General features: G+C 64.6%; 22 protein-coding genes and 1 pseudogene. 15 read left to right on the top strand and 8 right to left on the bottom strand.

Annotated elements, in window-relative coordinates; genetic code table 11:
* Nucleotides 1–101 precede the first annotated feature (101 nt).
* Both recX and recA read right to left on the bottom strand, forming a co-directional pair.
* Nucleotides 102–629 carry a recombination regulator RecX gene (gene recX, locus CWS39_RS08915; protein ID WP_102142543.1) on the bottom strand — a complete coding sequence of 176 codons (528 nt, stop codon included), beginning with the start codon at nucleotides 627–629 and terminating at the stop codon, nucleotides 102–104.
* Nucleotides 595–2,739: an intein-containing recombinase RecA gene (gene recA, locus CWS39_RS08910; RefSeq protein ID WP_102142542.1), complete on the bottom strand. Its 2,145-nt coding sequence runs from the start codon at nucleotides 2,737–2,739 to the stop codon at nucleotides 595–597. The genes recX and recA overlap by 35 nt, the downstream gene beginning before the upstream one ends.
* A gap of 190 nt (nucleotides 2,740–2,929) precedes the next feature.
* Here recA and CWS39_RS08905 point away from each other — a divergent pair, with 190 nt between their 5' ends.
* From CWS39_RS08905 to adhP, 5 genes and pseudogenes are all read left to right on the top strand, one after another.
* Nucleotides 2,930–3,826: an alpha/beta hydrolase gene (locus CWS39_RS08905; RefSeq protein WP_102142541.1), complete on the top strand. Its 897-nt coding sequence runs from the start codon at nucleotides 2,930–2,932 to the stop codon at nucleotides 3,824–3,826.
* Nucleotides 3,827–3,902: 76 nt separating this feature from the next.
* Nucleotides 3,903–4,232: a hydrogenase maturation nickel metallochaperone HypA/HybF gene (locus tag CWS39_RS08900; RefSeq protein ID WP_102142540.1), complete on the top strand. Its 330-nt coding sequence runs from the start codon at nucleotides 3,903–3,905 to the stop codon at nucleotides 4,230–4,232.
* 2 nt (nucleotides 4,233–4,234) lie between these two features.
* Entirely contained in the window at nucleotides 4,235–5,011 is a 777-nt protein-coding gene (gene hypB / locus CWS39_RS08895) for a hydrogenase nickel incorporation protein HypB (protein ID WP_102142539.1), read from the top strand.
* A 104-nt stretch (nucleotides 5,012–5,115) separates the two neighbouring features.
* Nucleotides 5,116–5,267: pseudogene (locus tag CWS39_RS08890) on the top strand (pyridoxamine 5'-phosphate oxidase family protein); the annotation flags it as partial.
* Between the two features lie 289 nt (nucleotides 5,268–5,556).
* Nucleotides 5,557–6,627, top strand: a complete 1,071-nt coding sequence (adhP, locus tag CWS39_RS08885) for an alcohol dehydrogenase AdhP (protein ID WP_233213417.1) — start codon at nucleotides 5,557–5,559, stop codon at nucleotides 6,625–6,627.
* Nucleotides 6,628–6,772: 145 nt separating this feature from the next.
* On the opposite strand, the gene CWS39_RS08880 is transcribed toward adhP, so the two are convergent.
* Genes CWS39_RS08880 through rpe form a run of 4 tightly spaced genes read right to left on the bottom strand, consistent with a single transcriptional unit; the run spans nucleotide 6,773 to nucleotide 11,186 of the window.
* The gene (locus tag CWS39_RS08880; RefSeq protein WP_233213416.1) at nucleotides 6,773–7,516 is read right to left on the bottom strand and encodes an HAD-IA family hydrolase; all 744 of its coding nucleotides are present in this window, start codon (nucleotides 7,514–7,516) and stop codon (nucleotides 6,773–6,775) included.
* The gene (locus CWS39_RS08875; protein WP_255412996.1) at nucleotides 7,516–8,466 is read right to left on the bottom strand and encodes a phosphoribulokinase; all 951 of its coding nucleotides are present in this window, start codon (nucleotides 8,464–8,466) and stop codon (nucleotides 7,516–7,518) included. Before CWS39_RS08875 ends, CWS39_RS08880 begins: the two co-directional genes overlap by 1 nt.
* Entirely contained in the window at nucleotides 8,467–10,503 is a 2,037-nt protein-coding gene (gene tkt / locus CWS39_RS08870) for a transketolase (RefSeq protein ID WP_102142536.1), read from the bottom strand. It lies immediately after the preceding gene.
* Nucleotides 10,500–11,186: a ribulose-phosphate 3-epimerase gene (gene rpe / locus CWS39_RS08865; protein WP_102142535.1), complete on the bottom strand. Its 687-nt coding sequence runs from the start codon at nucleotides 11,184–11,186 to the stop codon at nucleotides 10,500–10,502. Before rpe ends, tkt begins: the two co-directional genes overlap by 4 nt.
* Nucleotides 11,187–11,335: 149 nt before the next feature.
* On the opposite strand from rpe, the gene CWS39_RS08860 reads away from it, so the two are divergent.
* Together CWS39_RS08860 and CWS39_RS08855 are read left to right on the top strand one after the other, a co-directional pair.
* The gene (locus CWS39_RS08860; RefSeq protein WP_102142612.1) at nucleotides 11,336–11,998 is read left to right on the top strand and encodes a response regulator; all 663 of its coding nucleotides are present in this window, start codon (nucleotides 11,336–11,338) and stop codon (nucleotides 11,996–11,998) included.
* Nucleotides 11,995–13,236 carry a GAF domain-containing sensor histidine kinase gene (locus tag CWS39_RS08855; RefSeq protein ID WP_233213415.1) on the top strand — a complete coding sequence of 414 codons (1,242 nt, stop codon included), beginning with the start codon at nucleotides 11,995–11,997 and terminating at the stop codon, nucleotides 13,234–13,236. Before CWS39_RS08860 ends, CWS39_RS08855 begins: the two co-directional genes overlap by 4 nt.
* On the opposite strand, the gene CWS39_RS08850 is transcribed toward CWS39_RS08855, so the two are convergent.
* A complete protein-coding gene (locus CWS39_RS08850) occupies nucleotides 13,233–13,622 on the bottom strand; it encodes a BlaI/MecI/CopY family transcriptional regulator (protein ID WP_102142534.1) in 390 nt (129 codons plus the stop codon). The two genes, CWS39_RS08855 and CWS39_RS08850, sit on opposite strands and share 4 nt — an antisense overlap.
* 215 nt (nucleotides 13,623–13,837) lie before the next feature.
* Here CWS39_RS08850 and cbbX point away from each other — a divergent pair, with 215 nt between their 5' ends.
* The 3 genes from cbbX (at nucleotide 13,838) to usfY (ending at nucleotide 16,144) form a co-directional block, all read left to right on the top strand.
* The gene (gene cbbX / locus CWS39_RS08845) at nucleotides 13,838–14,845 is read left to right on the top strand and encodes a CbbX protein (RefSeq protein WP_102142533.1); all 1,008 of its coding nucleotides are present in this window, start codon (nucleotides 13,838–13,840) and stop codon (nucleotides 14,843–14,845) included.
* A complete protein-coding gene (locus tag CWS39_RS08840) occupies nucleotides 14,842–15,723 on the top strand; it encodes a LysR family transcriptional regulator (protein WP_102142532.1) in 882 nt (293 codons plus the stop codon). Before cbbX ends, CWS39_RS08840 begins: the two co-directional genes overlap by 4 nt.
* Nucleotides 15,724–15,808: 85 nt before the next feature.
* A complete protein-coding gene (usfY, locus tag CWS39_RS08835; RefSeq protein WP_102142531.1) occupies nucleotides 15,809–16,144 on the top strand; it encodes a protein UsfY in 336 nt (111 codons plus the stop codon).
* Here usfY and CWS39_RS08830 read toward each other — a convergent pair.
* Nucleotides 16,141–16,563 carry a response regulator transcription factor gene (locus CWS39_RS08830; protein WP_102142530.1) on the bottom strand — a complete coding sequence of 141 codons (423 nt, stop codon included), beginning with the start codon at nucleotides 16,561–16,563 and terminating at the stop codon, nucleotides 16,141–16,143. The genes usfY and CWS39_RS08830 overlap by 4 nt on opposite strands.
* A gap of 129 nt (nucleotides 16,564–16,692) precedes the next feature.
* Between CWS39_RS08830 and CWS39_RS08825 the strand changes: the two genes are divergently transcribed.
* The 5 genes from CWS39_RS08825 to nuoE all read left to right on the top strand — a co-directional run bounded on the left by CWS39_RS08825 (nucleotide 16,693) and on the right by nuoE (nucleotide 20,514).
* Nucleotides 16,693–17,097: an NADH-quinone oxidoreductase subunit A gene (locus CWS39_RS08825; protein ID WP_102142529.1), complete on the top strand. Its 405-nt coding sequence runs from the start codon at nucleotides 16,693–16,695 to the stop codon at nucleotides 17,095–17,097.
* A 123-nt stretch (nucleotides 17,098–17,220) separates the two neighbouring features.
* Entirely contained in the window at nucleotides 17,221–17,775 is a 555-nt protein-coding gene (locus CWS39_RS08815) for a NuoB/complex I 20 kDa subunit family protein (RefSeq protein ID WP_102142528.1), read from the top strand.
* Nucleotides 17,772–18,449, top strand: a complete 678-nt coding sequence (locus CWS39_RS08810; RefSeq protein WP_102142527.1) for an NADH-quinone oxidoreductase subunit C — start codon at nucleotides 17,772–17,774, stop codon at nucleotides 18,447–18,449. The genes CWS39_RS08815 and CWS39_RS08810 overlap by 4 nt, the downstream gene beginning before the upstream one ends.
* Complete coding sequence (gene nuoD / locus CWS39_RS08805; protein ID WP_102142526.1) at nucleotides 18,449–19,789, top strand: NADH dehydrogenase (quinone) subunit D; 1,341 nt, start codon at nucleotides 18,449–18,451, stop codon at nucleotides 19,787–19,789. Before CWS39_RS08810 ends, nuoD begins: the two co-directional genes overlap by 1 nt.
* Nucleotides 19,786–20,514 (top strand): NADH-quinone oxidoreductase subunit NuoE, encoded by a 729-nt coding sequence (nuoE, locus tag CWS39_RS08800; protein WP_102142525.1) that lies wholly within the window; start codon nucleotides 19,786–19,788, stop codon nucleotides 20,512–20,514. Before nuoD ends, nuoE begins: the two co-directional genes overlap by 4 nt.

Below are 20,514 nucleotides of genomic sequence, written 5' to 3'. Positions count from 1 at the left end.
CGTCAGCACCTGAGCCTTGGCACGTATTGCCCGAAAACGTGGTGCATGCGGTATCACGTTTCCGGTCAGGTCCCCAGCCTCGCCAGCGCTGCGCAGACTTCTTAGACGCGCCGTCGTTCCCGCTCACTGGCCAGCTCGACGCTGACGACATCGAATGCCATCGACTGGTTGTAGCCGCGGCGGGCGAGCATGCCGACCAACCTCCGGGTCAATTTTGCGTCATCGTCGTCGCCGAGTTTCTCTCGGCGCAGCTTGTTGCGGACCAGCTGTTCGGCCCGTTCCCGCTCAGCGCCGGCGTCGATGCCGGCCAGCGCTTGCGTAATCACCTCGTTATCGACGCCCTTGTTGCGCAGCTCGACAGCCAAGGCCCGCTTGCCTTTTCCCGCATTGATGCGCCGCGACCGGACCCACTGCTCGGCGAAGTCGGCGTCGTCGACCAGACCGACCTCCGCGAGCCGGTCAAGCACTCGAGCGCTGACGTCGTCGGGGTACCCCCGCTTGGTCAAACGCTCCGCCAACTCGGCCCGCGTCCGCGCTCTCGCGGTGAGCAGGCGCAGGCAGTACGCCCGCGCCTGCTCTTCGCGGGCCGCCCCGTCAGAAGTCGACTGGGGCGGGCAGGACTTCGCCATTGTTGAGGTCATCAGTCACCACGGCGCCGATGCCGAGCTTTTCCTTGATCTTCTTCTCTATCTCGTTGGCGACATCGACGTTCTCCAGCAGGAAGTTGCGGGCATTCTCCTTGCCCTGCCCCAGCTGCTCACCTTCATAGGTGAACCACGAGCCAGACTTGCGGATGAAGCCCTGCTCGACACCCATGTCGATGAGCGAGCCTTCCTTGCTGATGCCCTTGCCATACAGAATGTCAAACTCGGCCTGGCGGAATGGCGAAGCCACCTTGTTCTTTACGACCTTGACGCGAGTACGGTTTCCGACTGCGTCGGTGCCATCCTTGAGGGTCTCAATTCGCCTGACGTCCAAGCGAACTGAGGCATAGAACTTCAAAGCCTTTCCACCCGTTGTCGTTTCAGGCGAGTTATGCACCATAACGCCGTCAACAAAGTAGTTGTGATTGCCCTCAACTTCGATATCGAACCGGTTCATTGAGCGCGTGCGTGGCTTGACGTGGACATCGAGGACCCGTGCCGGCACCAGCCGCTGCGTAGGCTCCACGAACTGCGGTGTCACTGTGCTCCGTCCGCGGAACCGCGGAAGAAGCTTGTACTCCATCGACGGAGCCATGTAGGGCGCCACCAGCTCCTGGAACTTCGCCGAGGCTTCGGTTGAGAACACCAACACCCACTTGCCAGTCGTACCAACTTGGCGTAGCCGCACGTTCAGGCCATGCGAGTGGTGGAGATAATCGCGCAACCGCACTCGCGTACCCTCGCTCATTGCCTCAACACAAATCTCGATGCGTCCACTGCCGCCAAGTGTGCGTTGCTGCAGTCCCTTGGACCTCAAACTGAACGAACCATCATCCATGTACCAAATGGCCAACGCCAGCGGGGTGAGGGCTTTCAGATACTCCTCGGAGAAGAACTTCTTGCCGTCACCCATATAAACTGCGCGCTGCAACTCCGCCAATTCTGGTAGCGGAGTGAAGTCGACAAACCGTGCGCCCTCGGCGTTTTCGTGCACTGAGTGCTTGATGTTGGCCATCAGTGCTGTCTTCCACTCCAGATATTCCACCTGCTTTGCGCCATGCCCCAGACGGAACCGGACACCGTTGCGGTCACGCCGGTTGGGTGACAGATTGCCGTCGCCCATCAGCGAACCGAGCACTACCTGGAACTGCTGGTCGCTAAGCCGGTGCGGCTCGGCGGCCAGAACCCGATCGCCGGCGACGAGGTCGCCTGCCTCGGTCCATCCACCCGGAGTGCGAATGAGGTGGTTGGGCGTTGCCGCGAACTGGGACTTGCCATTACCGGATGACTTCTCCACCGTGAACTGCAGGAACTGCTCGGCGGGCCCGTTGTTGAACCAGTTCACCACCTTGCGTGGCACGATCTGGTCGGTCACCGGGTCGTAGGACATCACCTCGACGTCCATCTTCTGGTTGACGATCTTGCCGATCTTCTCGGTGGTGCCGTCGGCGAGCGTGACACGAGTGGTATAAGTCATGCACCCGAACATGACCCCGATTTTTTCGCGAAGCTGGTTGATGAAGATCGCGGTGGTGCCTGAATTATTCAGTGCGCCAGTCATTTTCCGCAGCGCCTGGCTCATCAATCGGGCCTGCAGACCGACGTGGCTATCACCCATCTCACCCTCAATCTCCGCCCGCGGCACCAGCGCGGCCACCGAGTCGATGACGAGAATGTCGATCGCGCCAGAGCGGATTAGCATGTCGGCAATCTCCAGCGCCTGCTCGCCGGTGTCGGGCTGGGACACCAGCAGCGCATCGGTGTCGACGCCGAGCTTTTTGGCGTATTCGGGGTCCAGCGCGTGTTCGGCGTCGATGAACGCCGCGATGCCGCCGGCGGCCTGCGCGTTGGCAACCGCATGGAGTGCGACGGTGGTCTTACCCGACGATTCCGGGCCGTAGATCTCAACGATCCGGCCGCGCGGGAGCCCTCCGATGCCCAGCGCCACGTCCAGCGTGATCGAGCCGGTGGGAATGACAGAGATCGGCTGGCGAACCTCGTCGCCGAGCCGCATCACCGAGCCTTTGCCGTGGCTCTTCTCAATCTGCGCGATAGCCAGCTCGAGTGCTTTCTCGCGGTCAGGGGCCTGTGCCATGGGGGTCTCCGTCCTAGTGGGTGATCGGTTTTCGATCAGTTGGCCCTGACGCTAGAGGCAGCCACCGACAAGTCGCCTGACCAGCATCTAGCCGTCGAACACTGCTCACACTAGACGAACACGTGTTCGACTCAAGCTGACACGCCGAACCAAACGAAAGTGAGCGCTCGCGGACGTATCGTTCGGATCCATGGCCGCACCGCCGCGCGAAGATGTTCACATCCCATCTCACGGTGAGCAGCTCGCCGCCTACCTCTACCGCCCCGAAAACACCGACCACAAGGTCCCCTGCGTGGTGATGGCACACGGGTTCTCCGCCACCCGCGATGACGGGCTGCCCGCCTATGCCGAGGCCTTCCGCGACGCCGGCTTCGCGGTCATCCTGTTCGACTACCGCCACTTCGGCGCGTCGAGCGGCGAGCCCCGTCAACTCGTGGATATCGGCCAGCAACATGACGACTACCGCGCCGTGGTGGCGTGGGCCCGTCAGCTTGACGGCATCGATCCCGATCGCATCGTGTTGTGGGGCTCGTCGTTCAGTGGTGGCCACGTTCTGGCCGTCGCCGCGGACGATCCCCGGATCGCGGCGGTGATCTCCCAGGCGCCGTATACCGACTCGATCCCCGCACTCCTGAAGGTGCCTCTGAAGAATGCCGTGCGGCTCATTGCTGCCGGAATCGCCGATCAGTTGCGCGCCTGGCGGGGACGTCCACCGCGTCTGGCGCCGGCCGTCGGTCCGCCCGGCACGCTGGCGGCGATGACAGAGCCCGACGCCCAGCCAGGATTCGAGGCCATCGTCCCGCCGGAGTCATTGTGGCGCAACGAGTTCGCTGCTCGCCTGATGCTGCATTTTGCCTTCTACCGACCGGGGCGCAAGGCGCCGCGCCTAAAGATGCCGCTGCTCATTTGCGTATGCGAGAACGACACCACCACCCCGCCGGGCTCCACGATCAAAGCGGCGCAGCGCGCGCCACGCGCTGAACTTCGCCGTTACCCGTACGGGCATTTCGACATCTACAACGACCCGCAGGTCAAAGCCGACCAGGTCGACTTCCTGCGGCGGGTCGTGTCGGGAGTGACGGCGTAACCGCAACGCTGGACGCTGTCGCGCCGAAGCGCTTACAGGCATATCGTGAGTTGATTAGGCCCGAAGCGGGGCAAACGTGCACGAGATGGCGCTGACGCAGAGTGTTCTCGACGCGGTGTGCGAACACGCCGCCGGCCGTCGCGTGCACAGCGTCAAGCTCGAAGTCGGGGCGCTATGCGCGGTCGTGCCGGACGCCATGCAGTTTTGTTTCGAACTCGCCACCGAGGGCACGGTGGCCGACGGCGCCCGCCTCGACCTCGACATACGGCCCGGCATCGCGCACTGCCGGAGTTGTGACGCCTGTTTCGAGATACCGGACCTGATCTTGTTGTGCCCGTGCGGCGGTGCCGACGTCGAGGTGGTATCCGGCCGCGAGTTGAAAATCCTCTCGATGGAGGTGAGCTGACGATGTGCGCTACCTGCGGCTGCGGTGACGACGGTGCGGTCATCACGGTGGCCGGTCACGACCATCCGCACCATCACCACGACCACGACGGTCATGACCACGTCCACACCGAGACCATCTCCCTGGAGCAGAAGGTCCTCGCGAAGAACGACCTGCTCGCCGAGCAAAACCGTGACTGGCTGGCGACACGCAACATCCTTGCGCTCAATGTCACTAGCTCCCCCGGGGCGGGCAAAACCACCCTGCTCGAACGCACCGTCCGCGAACTTACCCACACTCGGCCGGTGGCAGTCATCGAAGGCGATCAGGAGACCCTGCTCGACGCGGAGCGTATCCAGGCGGCGGGCGCGCGTGCGGTACAGGTGAACACTGGTGCCGGATGCCATCTCGACGCGGCCATGGTGCACCGCGCCCTGGAAGCCCTCGACCCCGAGCCGGACAGCCTGCTGTTCATCGAAAACGTCGGCAATCTGGTCTGCCCGGCGTTGTTCGACCTCGGCGAGCACAGCAAAGTCGTGGTGGTGTCGGTGACCGAAGGCACCGACAAGCCGCTCAAGTACCCGCATATGTTTGCGGCGTCTGGACTGGTGCTCATCAACAAGATCGACCTCTTGCCCTACGTCGACTTTGACCTCGAAACGTGTTGCAAGTACGTGCGATCCATCAACCCCGAAGCGAATATCCTGCCCATGTCCGCGACCCGCGGTGACGGCCTCGATGCGTGGTACGACTGGATCGTCACACGCGCAAACCCAAAACAAGCAGCGACGAACCGTTAATCGATCAACGGCACCACGCGCCGCTCGCATTCGGCGAGCGTCCCGCTACCTGGTTGGCGTACAAGGATAGGGACGCTGCCGGGTCGAGATGGTCCTCTTGGGCCATCCTTTCGGAGAGTGAAAGCTGGAATCTGCTGGCAAGTGTGGCGCTGGGACGCCTTGTCACGAGCGTCGGTGGTCAGCCTGAGATCTTTCCGGTCAATTTTGTCGTACAGCGCCGCACGGTGCTTTCCGCACCGCGGAAGGCACCAAACTGGCGTGACCGTTGCACGGTCATGCAACCGTGCCGCAACCCTCCGGGACCTACCGTCAGTGACGGCCCCCACAGCTTGTCGGCGGAAGGCAGGAGAAACACAATGACCGTGTACCCACGGCCAGGCGCAGAGGGCTCGCTGATGACCTTTGCGCCCCGGTATGACAACCATCGACCACTACCTGCAGACCAAAAACCTGCTCGTCTCCTACTCAGATGAGGCCCTTGGGTTCTTCTGATCAAGGACCAAAGCCACTTCTCCCGAAACACCTTTCACGATTGGAATGAACTCATGACACAAGCCATCGACACGGCCGTCCAAGCCGTCCCATCGACAGACACCATGCGCGCGGCCGTCGTCACCGAATTCGGTGCGCCGCTACAGGTTTCCGACCTCGAGCGACCGACTCCCGGCTACGGCGAGGCGCTGGTCAAGCTGGAAACCTCCGGCGTCTGCCACACTGACCTGCATGCCGCGCAAGGTGATTGGCCGGTCAAACCGCAGCCGCCGTTCGTGCCGGGACACGAGGGGTATGGCACCGTCGTCGCTTTGGGTGAGGGCGTCGACGACCTCAAAGTCGGCGACAAGGTCGGCAACGCCTGGCTCTGGTCGGCCTGCGGAACCTGCGAATACTGCCGAACCGGTTGGGAAACGCTATGCGAAAGCCAGCGCAACGGCGGCTACACGGTCAACGGCAGTTTCGGCACCTACATGCTGGTCAACGCGAACTATGCCGCCCGAATCCCCGACGGCGTCGACCCGCTCGAGGTCGCACCCATCCTGTGCGCCGGCGTGACCGTCTACAAAGGTCTGAAGGTCACCGACACCCGGCCCGGCCAGTGGGTGGCGATCTCCGGCATCGGAGGGCTGGGTCATATCGCGGTGCAGTACGCCCGCGCGATGGGATTGCGCGTGGTCGCGATCGACGTCGACGACTCCAAACTCGCGCTGGCCACCCGCCTCGGCGCGGAGGTCACCGTCAACGCACGGACCGCAGATGTCGTCTCCGAAGTGCAGAAGGCCACCGGCGGAGTGCACGGCGTCCTGGTCACCGCCGTGCATCCGCAGGCGTTCGGTCAGGCGATCGGGTTGACGCGGCGCGGCGGCACCATCGTGTTCAACGGGCTGCCGCCCGGCGACTTTCCGGCGCCGATTTTCGACATCGTGCTCAAGGGCTTGACGATCCGCGGGTCGATCGTCGGGACGCGTCAAGACATGGCCGAGGCACTGGACTTCTACGCTCGCGGGCTGATCAAGCCGATGGTTACCAGTGCGGCGTTAGACGACATCAACGACGTCTTCGGCCGCATGCAGCGCGGACAGATCGATGGCAGGGTCGTCATCGACTACCGAAGGGGCTAGCGTCGCGAATCGCGGCGAGAGTTGCTGGGAGATCGCGAACGCGATGCCGTCGAGCATGTCGTGCTCGCTGACCAAGAGCACCAGCCCAAACGTCCTCCCACCCTCCCATGTCCGAGACCGGCGGTGACGACCCGCTAATCGACGATCAACGCCGACACGCTTGCCTCATCGTCCACCATTGCCGGTGTACCCGACGGCAGCCCGTAGCCAGTAGTGGGTCGACGCCATCGAATCCGGCCCGTACCACGGCGGCCCCGGTGAAGTCCTGGTCGGCGGTGTAATCGGTACTGACCACAATGGTGGCCAGGCCGACCGCCGTTGCAGCGCGCAAGCCCAGCTCCGAATCCTCAACCGCCAGAGCGTCTTCCGGGGAAAGGCCGAGCCGATCAAGTGCCCGGAGGTACACCTCGGGGTCTGGCTTCAGCCGGCTCACGTCGTCGCCGGTCACGACTACCTCGACGATTCCGCCACCGAGGAGTTCGCCCAACAGGGGCTCGACCCAGGCCCGCTGCCCTGTGGTCGCCACCGCGATCCGGATGCCCTGATCGGCCAGGCTCATTACCAAGCTCACCAGCCCGGGCCTGGGCATCACGTCACCTGCGAGGATCCGCTCGCGAAACAACGCCGTCTTCGTCTCATGGATATCGGCGGCCAGGTCGTCTGCGGCGTCGCCGAAGCCCCGCGACCGCAAGTCGGCGGCAATCCGGCGCCGGCCGCCGGTAACCTTCAGAAGTCGCCCGTATTCCTCGGCGTCCCAGCTGATGTCGAGGCCATGAATGGCGAATGCCTCATTGAACGCCGGCCGGTGGCCGTCGCGCTCGGTATCGGCCAACGTGCCATCGACGTCGAAGATCACCGCCGACAGATCCGGAATACCGGCCTCCCCCACTATCGCGCCCCGTGCAGGAGGTGATGAAGCAGGATCATTTGGGTGATCGCTAACGGCGTGCTTCGCGCTTCGGGGCCGATAACACCAAGGCACTTGGGTACGTCGGTGCGCGGATCCCCGAGCGCGTGCCAGATAAGCTTTTCCGCGGCGGCGTTCCCCTCCGCCGCTGTGTAGCCATGGACGTGCAGACTGTCGGCGGGTCGACCGTCGGTGTCGCGGGCCAGCCGAAGATGGGCGGTACGGGTCAGATCGGGTTGCAGGATGCCGGTCAGATCAGGCTGGCGAATGGTGGGCCGGAGCAGCACTTCAGCCGAAAGCGGCGTACCAGGCGGGTCGTCACGTTCGGGGATCGGCGCGAACCGGACGACGATGTCGGCATGTGCTCGTTGCGGCTGAATGAATCGGGCCCATTCGGCCTCACCGGCCCTCATTTCAAAGCTCACCTGATCTGTGGTGTAACCGCGAACAGTCGTGTCGCGCTTCATCTTCCAGTCACGCCTGACCACCTCCGCCGTATCGAGGAAGACGGTGACGTCGAAGCAGGCGCGCGCCAACTTGCTGTGTAGCGGTAGCGCGCCGTGCACGATGACGAAGTCGCTCGGCTCGACGAGCTCCGGATGAACACGACGGCCGCTGGAGTGGTCGTAGACCGGCTTGAGCACCGGCTGACCGGTGGCCAACAACTGAAGGTGCTGTTCAAGGATGTCGAAGTAGTTGCAATCCGGATGCAGCGGCGTGAACGGCTTACCTCGCCGCTCCTCGCGGTCAAACCGTTGATAGTCGTCGCTGGATACCGAAACACACCGATTGCGCCCCAACGCCTTGACCAAGCCAGCGGTGACGGTCGTCTTGCCCGCCGCGCTGTCACCGGCCACCGCCAACATGACCGGCCGACCCCGGCCATGGGCGGCGCGGCCACTGCGAACACTCTTGTCAGGCAAGGGATCCACTCATCCGCCGCTTGCGGCCCTGCCGAGGACGGTGAACGCAGTGTTGGCGATCGCAACTGGTGTCAGGCCCAGATGTGCCGCCACTGCGGGTCCGGGACCGCTCTCGCCGAATCGGTTCAAACCGACAACCTCATCGCGGTCACCGGCGATTGCGCGCCATCCGGTCAAGACCCCGGCTTCGGTCCACACCACCGGGATGTCCGGCAACACGCGCTCGTCACGGGAAAGCGCCTCCTGCAGTCGTTCTCGCCACATGACCGAAATGACGGCGGCGCGCACGCCACGAGCCGCCAACAGGTCGGCTGCCTCCACCGCCAGCGACACCTCCGAGCCGCTCGCCGCCAGCGCAACGTCCGCCTCATCCAAGCCTCCGTGAACCACCCGGAAGCCGTTCTCCCGGATGTCGGCAAGCCCGGCACCGCCCAGCACCGGCAGGCTCTGCCTGGAGAGCACCAGCGCGGTCGGACCGGACAAGTTCTGCGCAGCGATCTGCCACGCCAACGCGGTTTCGGCGGCATCCGCCGGCCGCAGCACCGTGAGTCCCGGAATGAGACGCAGCGATTCGACGTGTTCGATCGGCTGATGCGTCGGCCCATCCTCGCCGACGTATACCGAATCATGCGTGAAGACATAGATAACGGGCTGACGCATCAAGGCCGACAGTCGCAGCGCCGGACGTAGGTAGTCGGAGAAGACCAGGAACGTGCTGCCGAACGGCCGCAGACCGCCATGCAACGAAATGCCGTTCATCACCGCGGCCATCGCGTGCTCGCGGATGCCGAAATGAATTGTGCGACCGGCATAGTCGCCTGGCTTCACGTCACCGCCGGGAATAGCAGTGTTGGTCGACCCAGCGAGATCGGCCGACCCGCCGACGAGAGCCCGATATTCGGGCGCAAGCGCGTTCAGCGCCGCGCCAGACGCCTGGCGCGTCGCCGTGCGCCCCCCTGAAGCGGCGTCGGCTAATGGGGCCAAGACTTGCAGGTCTGGCGGGCCGGGCACCCGATCGAACCGGAAGTCGACGGCAAGCTGCGGATGATCGGCGGTCCAGTTGGCGTAGGCACGAGTCCAATCCGCTCGTGCCGCAGCACCGTCGGCCGCCAGGGCCGCCGTTGCTGACCGCAGATGCCCGGGGACGTGGAAAGGTGTCGACGGCCAGCCGGCATCGGAGCGCATGGCTGCGATCGTTTCGGCGCCCAACGGGCTGCCGTGCACCTTCGACGTTCCCTCGAGTCCCGGCGCGCCGTACCCGATTGTCGTCCGCAACTTGATAAAGGTGGGAGCCGACTCGACAGCGCGAGCCTCGGCCAGCGCTTCATCGATGGCGGCGATATCGTTGCCGTCCTCGACGGACAGCGCGTGCCAACCGTACGCGGCGAACCTGCCAAGGGCGTCGTCGCCGCAGCTGAGCTCCGCCGGCCCGTCGATCGTCACGTTGTTGTCGTCGAAGATGACTGTCAGCCGTCCCAGCCCGAGCCGCCCGGCCAGTGACGCAGCTTCGTGGCTGATGCCTTCCATCAGGTCGCCGTCGCCGGCGAGCACCCACGTGCGGTGATCGACGACACGATGCTCGCCGTCGTTGCAACGCGCCGCCAGCATGCGTTCTGCCAGCGCCATCCCGACGGCGTTTGCCAACCCCTGGCCCAGCGGCCCGGTCGTCGTTTCGACTCCCGGTGTGAGCCCGAACTCCGGATGCCCCGGGGTGCGGGAGCCGAGCTGACGGAACCGCTCCAGGTCGGCCACCGACAGGTCGTAGCCGAAGACGTGCAACAACGCATACAGCAGCGCCGAACCGTGCCCGGCAGACAACACGAACCGGTCCCGGTCGGGCCACCGAGGGTCCGCTGGATCGTGGCGCAGGTGCCGCGACCACAGCACCCACGCGGCGGGTGCGGCACCGAGGGGCAGCCCGGGGTGGCCACTGTTGGCCGATTGCACGGCATCGGCGGCCAGGAAACGCAGTGTGGTGATCGCCAACCGGTCGACCTCGTCGGTCAACGCCTCTCCGCTACCCGTGGCGCTGGCTTCGATACTCATCGCGACTCGATTCCGGCGGTGGCCGCAGCACGCAGCGCCGCCACACGGTCGGCCATGGTGCCAGGGCCGTTGAAAAGCGCCGAGCCAGCGCAGAACACGTCCGCACCCGCGCGGGCGGCCGAGCCGATCGTGGCGCCGGCAATCCCCCCGTCCACCTCGAGCTCGATTTCGAGGCCGAGTCGGTCGATCTCGGCGCGCGCCGCGGCGATCTTGTCTTCCATCGCGCCCAGGTATTGCTGGCCACCGAAGCCCGGGTTGACCGTCATCACCAGCAGCAGGTCGACGAGATCGAGCACGTTGGTGACCGCTTCCAGCGGAGTGGAAGGGTTCAACGCGACACCGGCCCGCGCACCCAAATCGGCTATGACAGAAAGTGTTCGGTGCAGGTGCCGGGTGGCCTCGGCATGGACGATGATGATTTCGCAGCCCGCCTCGACCCACCGCGGCAGCATCGGATCGGGGTCGTCGACCATCAGGTGTGCCTCGAAGCCCATGGACACGTGCCCCCGATTGGCGCCGATGACATCCGGCCCGAACGTCAGGTTCGGCACGAACCTGCCATCCATGACGTCCCACTGGATTCGGTCGACTCCTGCCTTCTCCAGCTGCCTGACTTCTTGGCCCAGTTCCGAAAAGTCCGCCGGCAGAACTGAAGCGACGAGCGTTGGCGCGCGTGATTCCATCCAACCTCCTCTTGGTTGGCAGCGATGCTAGGAAGCCGTTCACAACCGCCGTTCCCCCTGTGCGGGGGATTGGGCGGGTTATATGTAGCGCTAGCGGCCAAAACTGCGTGACGGTGCCGTCGGCCCGCCTCTATGGTGTGCCAATGGTGATGACGGTCACAGGTCCGGTGCGACTTGTACTAGTCGATGACCACGAGATGGTCATCGAGGGTCTTAAGGCGATGCTCGCCGGCTTCGGCAGCAAGGTGCGTATCGTCGGACACGCTGTTGGCGCCGAACGCGCAGTCAATGTCGTCGATAGCCTCGACCCCGATGTGGTGCTGTGCGATGTTCGGATGCAGAACTCCAGCGGTCTCGACTTGTGTTTGGCTCTGCGCCAACGCAATCCGGACCGCAAGGTCGTGATGTTGTCGGTCTACGACGACGAGCAGTACCTCTTTCAGGCGTTGCGGGTCGGCGCTTCGGGCTACCTTCTCAAGAGCATCAGCAGCGACGATCTGGTCCGCCAGCTCGAGCTGGTTCGCAGCGGCGAGAGCGCGATCGACCCGGGCATGGCGGCCCGGGCGGTGGACACCGCGTCACGGCTGAAGCGCGACGAGTTTTGGCCGGGCGCCCGGCAGGGCTTGACCCAGCGGGAGAGCGAGATCCTGTCGTACATGGTGACCGGCCTGTCTAATCGTGGCATCGCCAACAAGCTGGTGATCGGCGACGAAACGGTCAAGAGTCACCTGCGGTCGATCTACCGCAAGCTCGGCGTCAGCGACCGGACCAGCGCAGTGGCGACCGCGCTGCGAGAAGGCATCTATCAGTGAGCAATTCGGCGCCTGCACTGCCGACGGGCAGAGGCGAGCGCAATACCGTCCGTGACCTCGTCGAGGCCGACCGTGAGCTGGATCTGCTACGCGAGTTGATCCAGGCAGCCTCGAGCGGTCCTGGGGTGGAGCCGCTCGCCGCGGCGGCGGCGCGAATGATCACCGACGCGACCGGCGCCGACGTCTGTTTCGTCCATGTCCTCGATGACAGTGACCGATCATTGACACTCGCGGGTGCCACCCCACCGTTCGACAGTCAGGTCGGCCGGATCCGGCTGCCATTGGGGTCCGGGATCTCGGGCTGGGTAGCCAGCCATCGCGCACCCGTCGTGATCACGGAAGACAAGGAATCCGACCCCCGGTACCTTCCCATCGAGTCGCTGCGGGGATCGGATTTCACATCCATGGTGTCGGTGCCAATGGAGACCGACCCCGGCGGGTTGGTCGGCGAGCTAACGGTGTACACCGTCGAACGACGCGAGTTCACTTCTGGCGACGTGGAATTGTTGTCGGTCATCGGGCGACTCATCGCCGGTGCGCTGCATCAGGCGCGGCTCCATCGCCAGCTAGTCGCCAGGGAACGCGCTCACGAGAACTTCGTCGAGCAAGTCATCGAGGCCCAAGAGATTGAGCGGCGACGCCTAGCCGGCGACATCCACGACGGGATCTCTCAGCGACTGATCACCCTCTCGTACCGCCTTGATGCTGCGGCCCGGGCTATCGGCACTGACCCGGACCAGGCGTCAGAGCAACTCGAAGCCGCACGCGAACTGGTCGAATTGACGCTGCAGGAGGCCCGGGCAGCCATAGGTGGCCTGCGGCCGCCCGTGCTCGATGACCTCGGCCTGGCCGGTGGGTTGGCCAGCCTGGCCCGGTCGATCCCCCAGATCGATCTCGACGTCGAACTGGCCGACGCCCGCCTGCCCGAGCACATCGAGCTCGCTCTTTACCGCATCGCGCAGGAGTGCCTGCAGAACGTCGTCAAACACGCCAACGCCACGATGGCCCGACTCGCTTTCGCCGTCGACGGCGACACCGCCCGGCTTGAAATCGTCGATGACGGAGTGGGTTTCACCACGCTCGAGCACCCACTGGGCAGCGACGAAACACGAGGCTACGGTCTGCTGTCGATGGCAGAACGCGCCGAGCTCGTCGGTGGACGGCTCAACATCCGGTCCCGGCCCGGCTCCGGTACCTCGGTAACGGCGACGATCCCGCTTCCGTCGACGCGAACCTAAACCATCATGTGCTTGATCTCCAGCTCCGCGAGCGCACGCTGCAGCACATGCACGTCGTCTGTTCCAACACGCTCCACGAAGTGAACCAGGGCTGCCCTACGGTCCCCCGAATCGGCGACCTGTTCCAACGCGTCCACCATCAGGCCGGCGACCAATTCGTCACGGCTGTGCACGGCCGCGTAGCGGTGCGCACGGTCACCGCGGTGCTGCACCACGAGCCCCTTGTCGGCCAGCCGCCGCAGGACGGTCATGATGGTGGTGTAAGCCAGATTGCGTCGCACCGCCAACGCCGCGTGCACCTCGCGCACGATCTGCGGTTCCACCGCATGCCACAAATGTTCCATCACCCGGCGCTCGAGCTCTCCCAACAGCTTCCACTTGGCCATTGCCGTACTCCTGCGTCGATGTGCCACGCATCTGATCGAGCGAAATTATCTACCGCGAACGTCATCCGGCCTCACCCAGGCGGTGGAGCGGCGGGGTGAGTTAATGAACCATTTGTTTCATCTTCGATCACTGATTCTCAATAGACATGTTGATCTTCTGGTGGCAGCATTCATGCCATGACATACGGATGCGACGCCGTGGTGGTCTTCCAAACATGAGCCAGCAGACGACCGAAACACCCCGCCGCTCTTTCGGATTCACCCCCGGCCAGCAGCCCGGCCCCCAACTGGAACCCGAGCCCGGCGAGACGGAGACGGCTGTTCTGCCGCCGCACGCAACGGTGGATCTCGCCGCGGCCCGTCGCGACGCTGGCGTCGACGAGGTGCTGGCCAAGCTTGAAAACGAACTCGTTGGGCTTGCACCGGTTAAGACCCGAATCGCCGAGATCGCGGCACTCTTGCTCGTCGACCGCATGCGAGCCCGCTACGGACTCACGGCGCCGCAACCCACGCTGCACATGTGCTTCACCGGCAACCCGGGCACCGGCAAGACGACCGTGGCCCTACGGATGGCCGATCTGTTGCACAGGCTCGGCTACCTGCGACGGGGACATTTGGTCAGCGTGACCCGTGATGATCTTGTCGGCGAGTACATAGGTCACACCGCGCCGAAGACCAAGGAAGTGATCAAGCGAGCGATGGGCGGCGTGCTGTTCATCGACGAGGCCTACTACCTGTACAAGGTCGAAAATGAACGTGACTACGGGGCCGAGGCGATCGAGATCTTGCTTCAGGTGATGGAGAACAACCGAGACGACCTCGTCGTTATCCTGGCGGGTTACGCCGACAAGATGGATCAGTTCTTTTCGGCCAACCCCGGAATGCAAAGCCGCATTGCGCATCACATCACGTTCCCGGATTACACCGTCGATGAACTCGAGCAGATCGCCGTGCTGATGACCGAGCAGCTCGGCTATACCCTCTCGGCGCACGGCCGAACTGCATTACGCAAGTACCTGCGCCTTCGAATCGACCAGCCCTGGTTCGCCAACGCGCGCAGCGTGCGCAACGCGATGGAACGAGCACGGCTGCGCCATGCACGACGGCTGGTCGCCGACGCCGACCCGCGTGTCGATTTGGCGGCACTGACCACTATCGAAGCCGCCGACCTGCTCGCCAGCCGGGTTTTCCATGCCGGGCGCACATCGAAGGAAACCTCATGACGACTAACGCTCGGCTACGGGCATTGGTGGAGCTCGCCGATACCGGATCCGTTCGCGGCGCTGCCGAACGGCTGGTGGTGACGGAATCGGCGATCTCTTCAGCGCTTGGCAGCCTCAGCGCGGAGGTCGGCGTTCCGCTGGTCGACCGGCACGGCCGCGGCGTTCGACTGACACCGGCCGGGCAACGCTACACCGAGTACGCACGAACGATTCTCGGGCTGCATCACGAAGCTGTGTTGGCAGCCCGCGGGGAGGTCGACCCCGAACATGGGTCGATCCGCCTAGCCGCCGTGACTACGGCCGGAGAGCTGTTACTTCCCGCACTGCTGGCTTCATTCACCGCCAAATACCCTGGCGTCAACTGCGAACTCGAAGTGGCTTCCCGAACGGCGATCTGGCCCATGCTCGCCCGCCACGAGGCCGACGTCGTGGTGGCAGGTCGGCCACCGGCGGACCTTGACCAAATGCGGGTGCGGGCCATCAGTCCGAACACGCTAGTGGTGGTCGGACCGCCCGAGGCTGCCCAACGCTTTGACCCCGCCCAGGCGACATGGCTTCTGCGCGAAGCAGGTTCGGGAACCCGGGCCACAACGACAACGCTGCTGGAGGAACTCGAGATCACCCCGCCGCAGATGGTGCTGGGTTCGCACGGCGCGGTGGTGGCGGCCGCGGTTGCGGGACTGGGCGTGACGCTCGTTTCTCGTCAGGCGGTGCGCCGGGAACTAGAGGCCGGCGTATTGGTCCAGCTGGACGTTCCGGGCACCCCGCTCGATCGACCGTGGCACATCGTTACCCAGTCACCGTGCACAGGATCGGCGGAGTTGTTGATCACCCATGTCATTGCGCATCGCGAACTCGGTTGGGAGTCCGTCGATTGAACCCACCCCGGCGGACACCCAGGAGGGGGATGGGCGGCGGCAAAGACAGGACTAGCTCTTCGGGTACAACCACCGAGGAGGAATCATGGCGAACACGCACGATCCGGTTGACCACTTCCGCACCACCCAACAGCACGCCGGCGAACCGTTCATCGACATCTACTGCTGGCCAGGGCTTCTGTCGATCGCGCTCGGCTTGATCTCACTGAGCGGCTGTGTGGCTGCGGCGGCATACAAACAGCACCAGTGGGTCCTCACAACCGGTGTGGTCGGCGCCCTCGCGATTGCCGGAGGCATCGCGTGGCTGGTTGTCGAGCACCACCGCGTACTGCGCATCGAACGTCAGTGGCTGGCTGAGCATCGCGATCTGTCTTCAGATAGACGGCCGACGTTGTCGCAGCCTCAAGTCCACCCGCACTAGGCGATGAGGCGGCTGCGCAGCAGCGGCGTGACCGTCCCGGCCAGCACCATCGGGTCGACCGGCCGTGCCACGACGGCATCCGCACGTGACCACGTTGCCAGCCAAGCGTCTTCGGCGCGGCCAGTGACGACCACGATCGGAGGGCATTGCAGCAGTTCGTCTTTGAGCTGTTTGGCCAGCCCAAGCCCGCCCGACGGCGATGCCTCTCCATCAAGGATCGCCAGATCTATTCTGCCCGAGCCCATCTGGCTGATGACTGTCGGCTGCGTGGCGACGTCGACGTAATCTAATGGGGGCACCCGGTTGTCGGGTCGGCGACCCAGGGCCTGTCGAATCCGATTTCGGACAACGGGATTGCTGCTGTACACGAGCACCTGAAGCGGTGCGTAGGCACTAGCCCAGCCTGCGTGACGATTCACGCTACGGATGTTAGCGATCGGGCCCTCTCACGTGAATCCCCTTGTCCGTCCCCCAACTCGGGGTGCTGACCCGTGCGAGCGATTCGTCAGCGTAGTGGTTGCGACACCGATGACGAAAGGCCCGACCCGATGAATCCCTACACGCCGATACTGGTGCTTGGCGGGATTGCGGCTGCGTTTGCGGTGGTGTCGGTGGGTATTGCGCTGGTGATCGGGCCGCGCCGCTACAACGCGTCGAAGCTGGAGGCCTATGAGTGCGGTATCGAGCCGATGCCGGAGTCGGCCACCCTGCACGCGGCGGGTCATCAGCGGAGCGGAGCCCGCGCAGCGACCATCCAGCGAGTCCCGATCAAGTATTACCTGACCGCGATGTTGTTCATCGTGTTCGACATCGAGATCGTGTTCCTTTACCCGTGGGCGGTGGCGTTCGACAGTCTCGGGCTGTTTGCGCTGGTGGAGATGCTGCTGTTCATGGCCACCGTGTTCGTGGCGTATGCGTATGTGTGGCGGCGGGGAGGCCTGAATTGGGACTAGAGGAACGGCTGCCGGGCGGGATCTTGTTGTCGACGGTGGAGAAGGTGGCCGGCTATGTCCGCAAGGGCNCATGGCCACCGTGTTCGTGGCGTATGCGTATGTGTGGCGGCGGGGAGGCCTGAATTGGGACTAGAGGAACGGCTGCCGGGCGGGATCTTGTTGTCGACGGTGGAGAAGGTGGCCGGCTATGTCCGCAAGGGCTCGCTGTGGCCGGCGACGTTCGGGCTGGCCTGCTGCGCGATTGAGATGATGTCGACGGCCTCGCCGCGGTTCGACATCGCCCGGTTCGGGATGGAGCGGTTCTCGGCGACGCCGCGGCAGGCCGATCTGATGATCGTCGCGGGCCGGGTCAGCCAGAAGATGGCGCCGGTGCTGCGCCAGATTTATGACCAGATGGTCGAACCCAAATGGGTGCTGGCGATGGGGGTGTGCGCGTCTTCGGGCGGGATGTTCAATAACTACGCCGTCGTTCAGGGTGTGGATCATGTGGTGCCGGTGGACATCTACCTGCCCGGGTGTCCCCCGCGCCCGGAGATGCTGTTGTACGCGATCCTCAAGCTGCACGACAAGATTCAGCAGATGCCGCTGGGCGTCAACCGCGAAGAGGCCATCCGCGAAGCCGAGCAGGCCGCGCTGGCGGTGACCCCCACCATCGAGCTCAAAGGGTTGCTGCGGTGAGTGAGAACGGCAAGGGCGACCGCGAGGTGATCGGCGTGCGCCGCGGCATGTTCGGCGTGCGCGACACCGGCGATACGTCGGGCTACGGCCGGCTGATCCAGCCCGTCGCGCTGCCGGGCAGCTCCCCGCGGCCCTACGGCGGGTACTTCGACGAGGTGGTCGACCGGCTGCAGTTCGTGCTGGGTGACGAGGTGTTTGCCGCGGCCATCGAGCGGGTGGTGGTGTTTCGCGACGAGCTGACGCTGGAGGTGCGCCGGGAGCGGCTGGCGGCGGTGGCACAGGCGCTGCGCGATGACGCGGGCCTGCGGTTCGAGCTGTGCCTGGGCGTATCCGGTGTGCACTATCCGGAAGAAGCCGGCCGCGAATTGCACGCGGTGTATCCGCTGATGTCGATCACCCACAACCGCCGCATCCGGCTGGAGGTGGCCGCGCCGGACGCCGATCCGCACATCCCGTCGCTGTTCGCGGTGTATCCCACCTGTGACTGGCACGAACGGGAGACCTACGACTTTTTCGGCATCATTTTCGACGGGCATCCCTCGCTCACCCGCATCGAGATGCCCGACGACTGGGTCGGGCACCCGCAGCGCAAGGACTACCCGTTGGGCGGCATCCCGGTGGAGTATCACGGCGCCGAGATCCCGCCGCCCGATCAGCGGAGGGCCTACAACTGATGAGTACTTCGGCTAACCCGCCCGTTGAGGGCGGTGCCTGTGGCGACACCGTCATCACGCTGGGCGGGCAGGACTGGGACCAGATCGTGGCGGCGGCCCGCGAAAACGCCGAAGCGCAGGCCGGTGAACGCATCGTGGTGAACATGGGCCCGCAGCATCCGTCCACGCATGGGGTGTTGCGGCTGATCCTGGAGATCGAGGGCGAGACGGTCACCGAAGCACGGTGCGGCATCGGGTATTTGCACACCGGTATCGAGAAGAACCTGGAGTACCGCAACTGGATCCAGGGTGTCACGTTCGTCACCCGGATGGATTATCTGTCACCGTTTTTCAACGAGACGGCCTATTGCCTGGGCGTGGAGAAGCTACTCGGCATCACCGACGCCATCCCCGAGCGCGCCAACGTGATTCGGGTGCTGTTGATGGAACTCAACCGCATCTCCAGCCATCTGGTGGCGCTGGCCACCGGCGGCATGGAACTGGGCGCCATGAGCGCGATGTTCTACGGGTTCCGCGAACGCGAAGAAATTCTGCGGGTGTTCGAGACCATCACCGGCCTGCGGATGAACCACGCCTACATCCGCCCCGGCGGGCTGGCCGCCGACCTGCCCGATGAGGCCATCGGCCAGATCCGCGGCCTGCTGGAACTGCTGCCGAAACGGTTGCGCGACTTGGAGAATCTGCTCAACGAGAACTACATCTGGAAAGCCCGCACCGTCGGCATCGGCTACCTCGACCTGACCGGGTGTATGGCGCTGGGCATCACCGGCCCGGTGCTGCGCTCCACCGGGCTGCCCCACGACCTGCGCAAGTCCCAACCGTACTGCGGGTATGAGAAATACGACTTCGACGTGATCACCGATGACGGCTGTGATGCCTACGGCCGCTACCTGATTCGCGTGAAGGAGATGCACGAATCAATCAAGATCGCCGAACAATGCCTGGAGCGGCTCGAACCGGGGCCGGTGATGATCGACGACAAGAAACTGGCCTGGCCCGCCGATTTGAAGCTCGGCCCCGACGGGCTGGGTAACTCGCCCGAACACATCGCCCGCATCATGGGCCACTCCATGGAGGGCCTGATCCACCACTTCAAACTGGTCACCGAAGGCATCCGGGTACCCGCCGGCCAGGTCTACATCGCGGTAGAGTCCCCGCGCGGCGAGCTGGGGGTGCACATGGTGTCCGACGGCGGCACCCGCCCCTACCGGGTGCACTACCGCGACCCGTCGTTCACCAACCTGCAAGCCGTGGCAGCAATGTGCGAGGGCGGCCTAGTCGCCGACGTCATCTCCGCCGTCGCCTCCCTCGACCCCGTCATGGGCGGAGTCGACCGATGACCGTGTTTCTACAATTGGGCCCGAAACCCGATGAGCCACATGGCTTGAGCGGGCGAGACTCCTACCCCACTGACGTGCGCGCACGCTTGGAAGTCGATGCCGAGAAGATCATAGCGCGCTACCCGCACGCCCGTTCGGCGTTGCTTCCGCTGCTGCACCTGGTGCAGTCCGAGGACGGCTACCTCACGCCCGCCGGAATCGAGTTCTGCGCTGAACAAGTGGGATTGACCAGTGCCCAGGTCACCGCGGTCGCCACGTTCTACTCGATGTACCGACGCACCCCGACGGGCGAATATCTGGTCGGCGTCTGCACCAACACGCTTTGCGCGATCATGGGCGGCGACGCCATTCTCGAAGCGCTGCAAGACCATTTGGGCATTCACGCCGGCCAGACCACCGACGACGGCCGGGTCACACTCGAGCACATCGAATGCAACGCCGCATGCGACTACGCCCCGGTCGTGATGGTCAACTGGGAGTTCTTCGACAACCAAACCCCGTCGTCGGCCCGCGATCTCGTCGACGCGCTACGCGCAGGCAATCCACCGGTGCCAACGCGCGGCGCGCCGTTATGCCCCTTCCGCCAGACCGCGCGCACCCTCGCCGGCCTACCGGAACCGCAAGACCTGGCCGATGCACGCACACTCGGCCCGGCAACTGTGGCCGGGCTGAAGACCGCACACGAAAAGGGCATGGTCGCACATGGTTTGGAAGGCGAGGACTGA

This window comes from Mycobacterium hubeiense (assembly GCF_002838065.1).
Classification (GTDB): Bacteria; Actinomycetota; Actinomycetes; order Mycobacteriales; family Mycobacteriaceae; genus Mycobacterium; species Mycobacterium hubeiense.
This window is presented reverse-complemented; position numbering and strand designations above follow the sequence as displayed.

Bases quoted from the DNA above. Each gene is read 5' to 3' on its own strand.
- recX (WP_102142543.1), bottom strand. From the start codon at position 629: ATGGCGAAGTCCTGCCCGCCCCAGTCGACTTCTGACGGGGCGGCCCGC.
- recA (WP_102142542.1), bottom strand. From the start codon at position 2,739: ATGGCACAGGCCCCTGACCGCGAGAAAGCACTCGAGCTGGCTATCGCG.
- CWS39_RS08905 (WP_102142541.1), top strand. From the start codon at position 2,930: ATGGCCGCACCGCCGCGCGAAGATGTTCACATCCCATCTCACGGTGAG.
- hypB (WP_102142539.1), top strand. From the start codon at position 4,235: ATGTGCGCTACCTGCGGCTGCGGTGACGACGGTGCGGTCATCACGGTG.
- adhP (WP_233213417.1), top strand. From the start codon at position 5,557: ATGACACAAGCCATCGACACGGCCGTCCAAGCCGTCCCATCGACAGAC.
- tkt (WP_102142536.1), bottom strand. From the start codon at position 10,503: ATGAGTATCGAAGCCAGCGCCACGGGTAGCGGAGAGGCGTTGACCGAC.
- rpe (WP_102142535.1), bottom strand. From the start codon at position 11,186: ATGGAATCACGCGCGCCAACGCTCGTCGCTTCAGTTCTGCCGGCGGAC.
- CWS39_RS08860 (WP_102142612.1), top strand. From the start codon at position 11,336: ATGACGGTCACAGGTCCGGTGCGACTTGTACTAGTCGATGACCACGAG.
- CWS39_RS08850 (WP_102142534.1), bottom strand. From the start codon at position 13,622: ATGGCCAAGTGGAAGCTGTTGGGAGAGCTCGAGCGCCGGGTGATGGAA.
- cbbX (WP_102142533.1), top strand. From the start codon at position 13,838: ATGAGCCAGCAGACGACCGAAACACCCCGCCGCTCTTTCGGATTCACC.
- CWS39_RS08840 (WP_102142532.1), top strand. From the start codon at position 14,842: ATGACGACTAACGCTCGGCTACGGGCATTGGTGGAGCTCGCCGATACC.
- usfY (WP_102142531.1), top strand. From the start codon at position 15,809: ATGGCGAACACGCACGATCCGGTTGACCACTTCCGCACCACCCAACAG.
- CWS39_RS08825 (WP_102142529.1), top strand. From the start codon at position 16,693: ATGAATCCCTACACGCCGATACTGGTGCTTGGCGGGATTGCGGCTGCG.
- nuoD (WP_102142526.1), top strand. From the start codon at position 18,449: ATGAGTACTTCGGCTAACCCGCCCGTTGAGGGCGGTGCCTGTGGCGAC.
- nuoE (WP_102142525.1), top strand. From the start codon at position 19,786: ATGACCGTGTTTCTACAATTGGGCCCGAAACCCGATGAGCCACATGGC.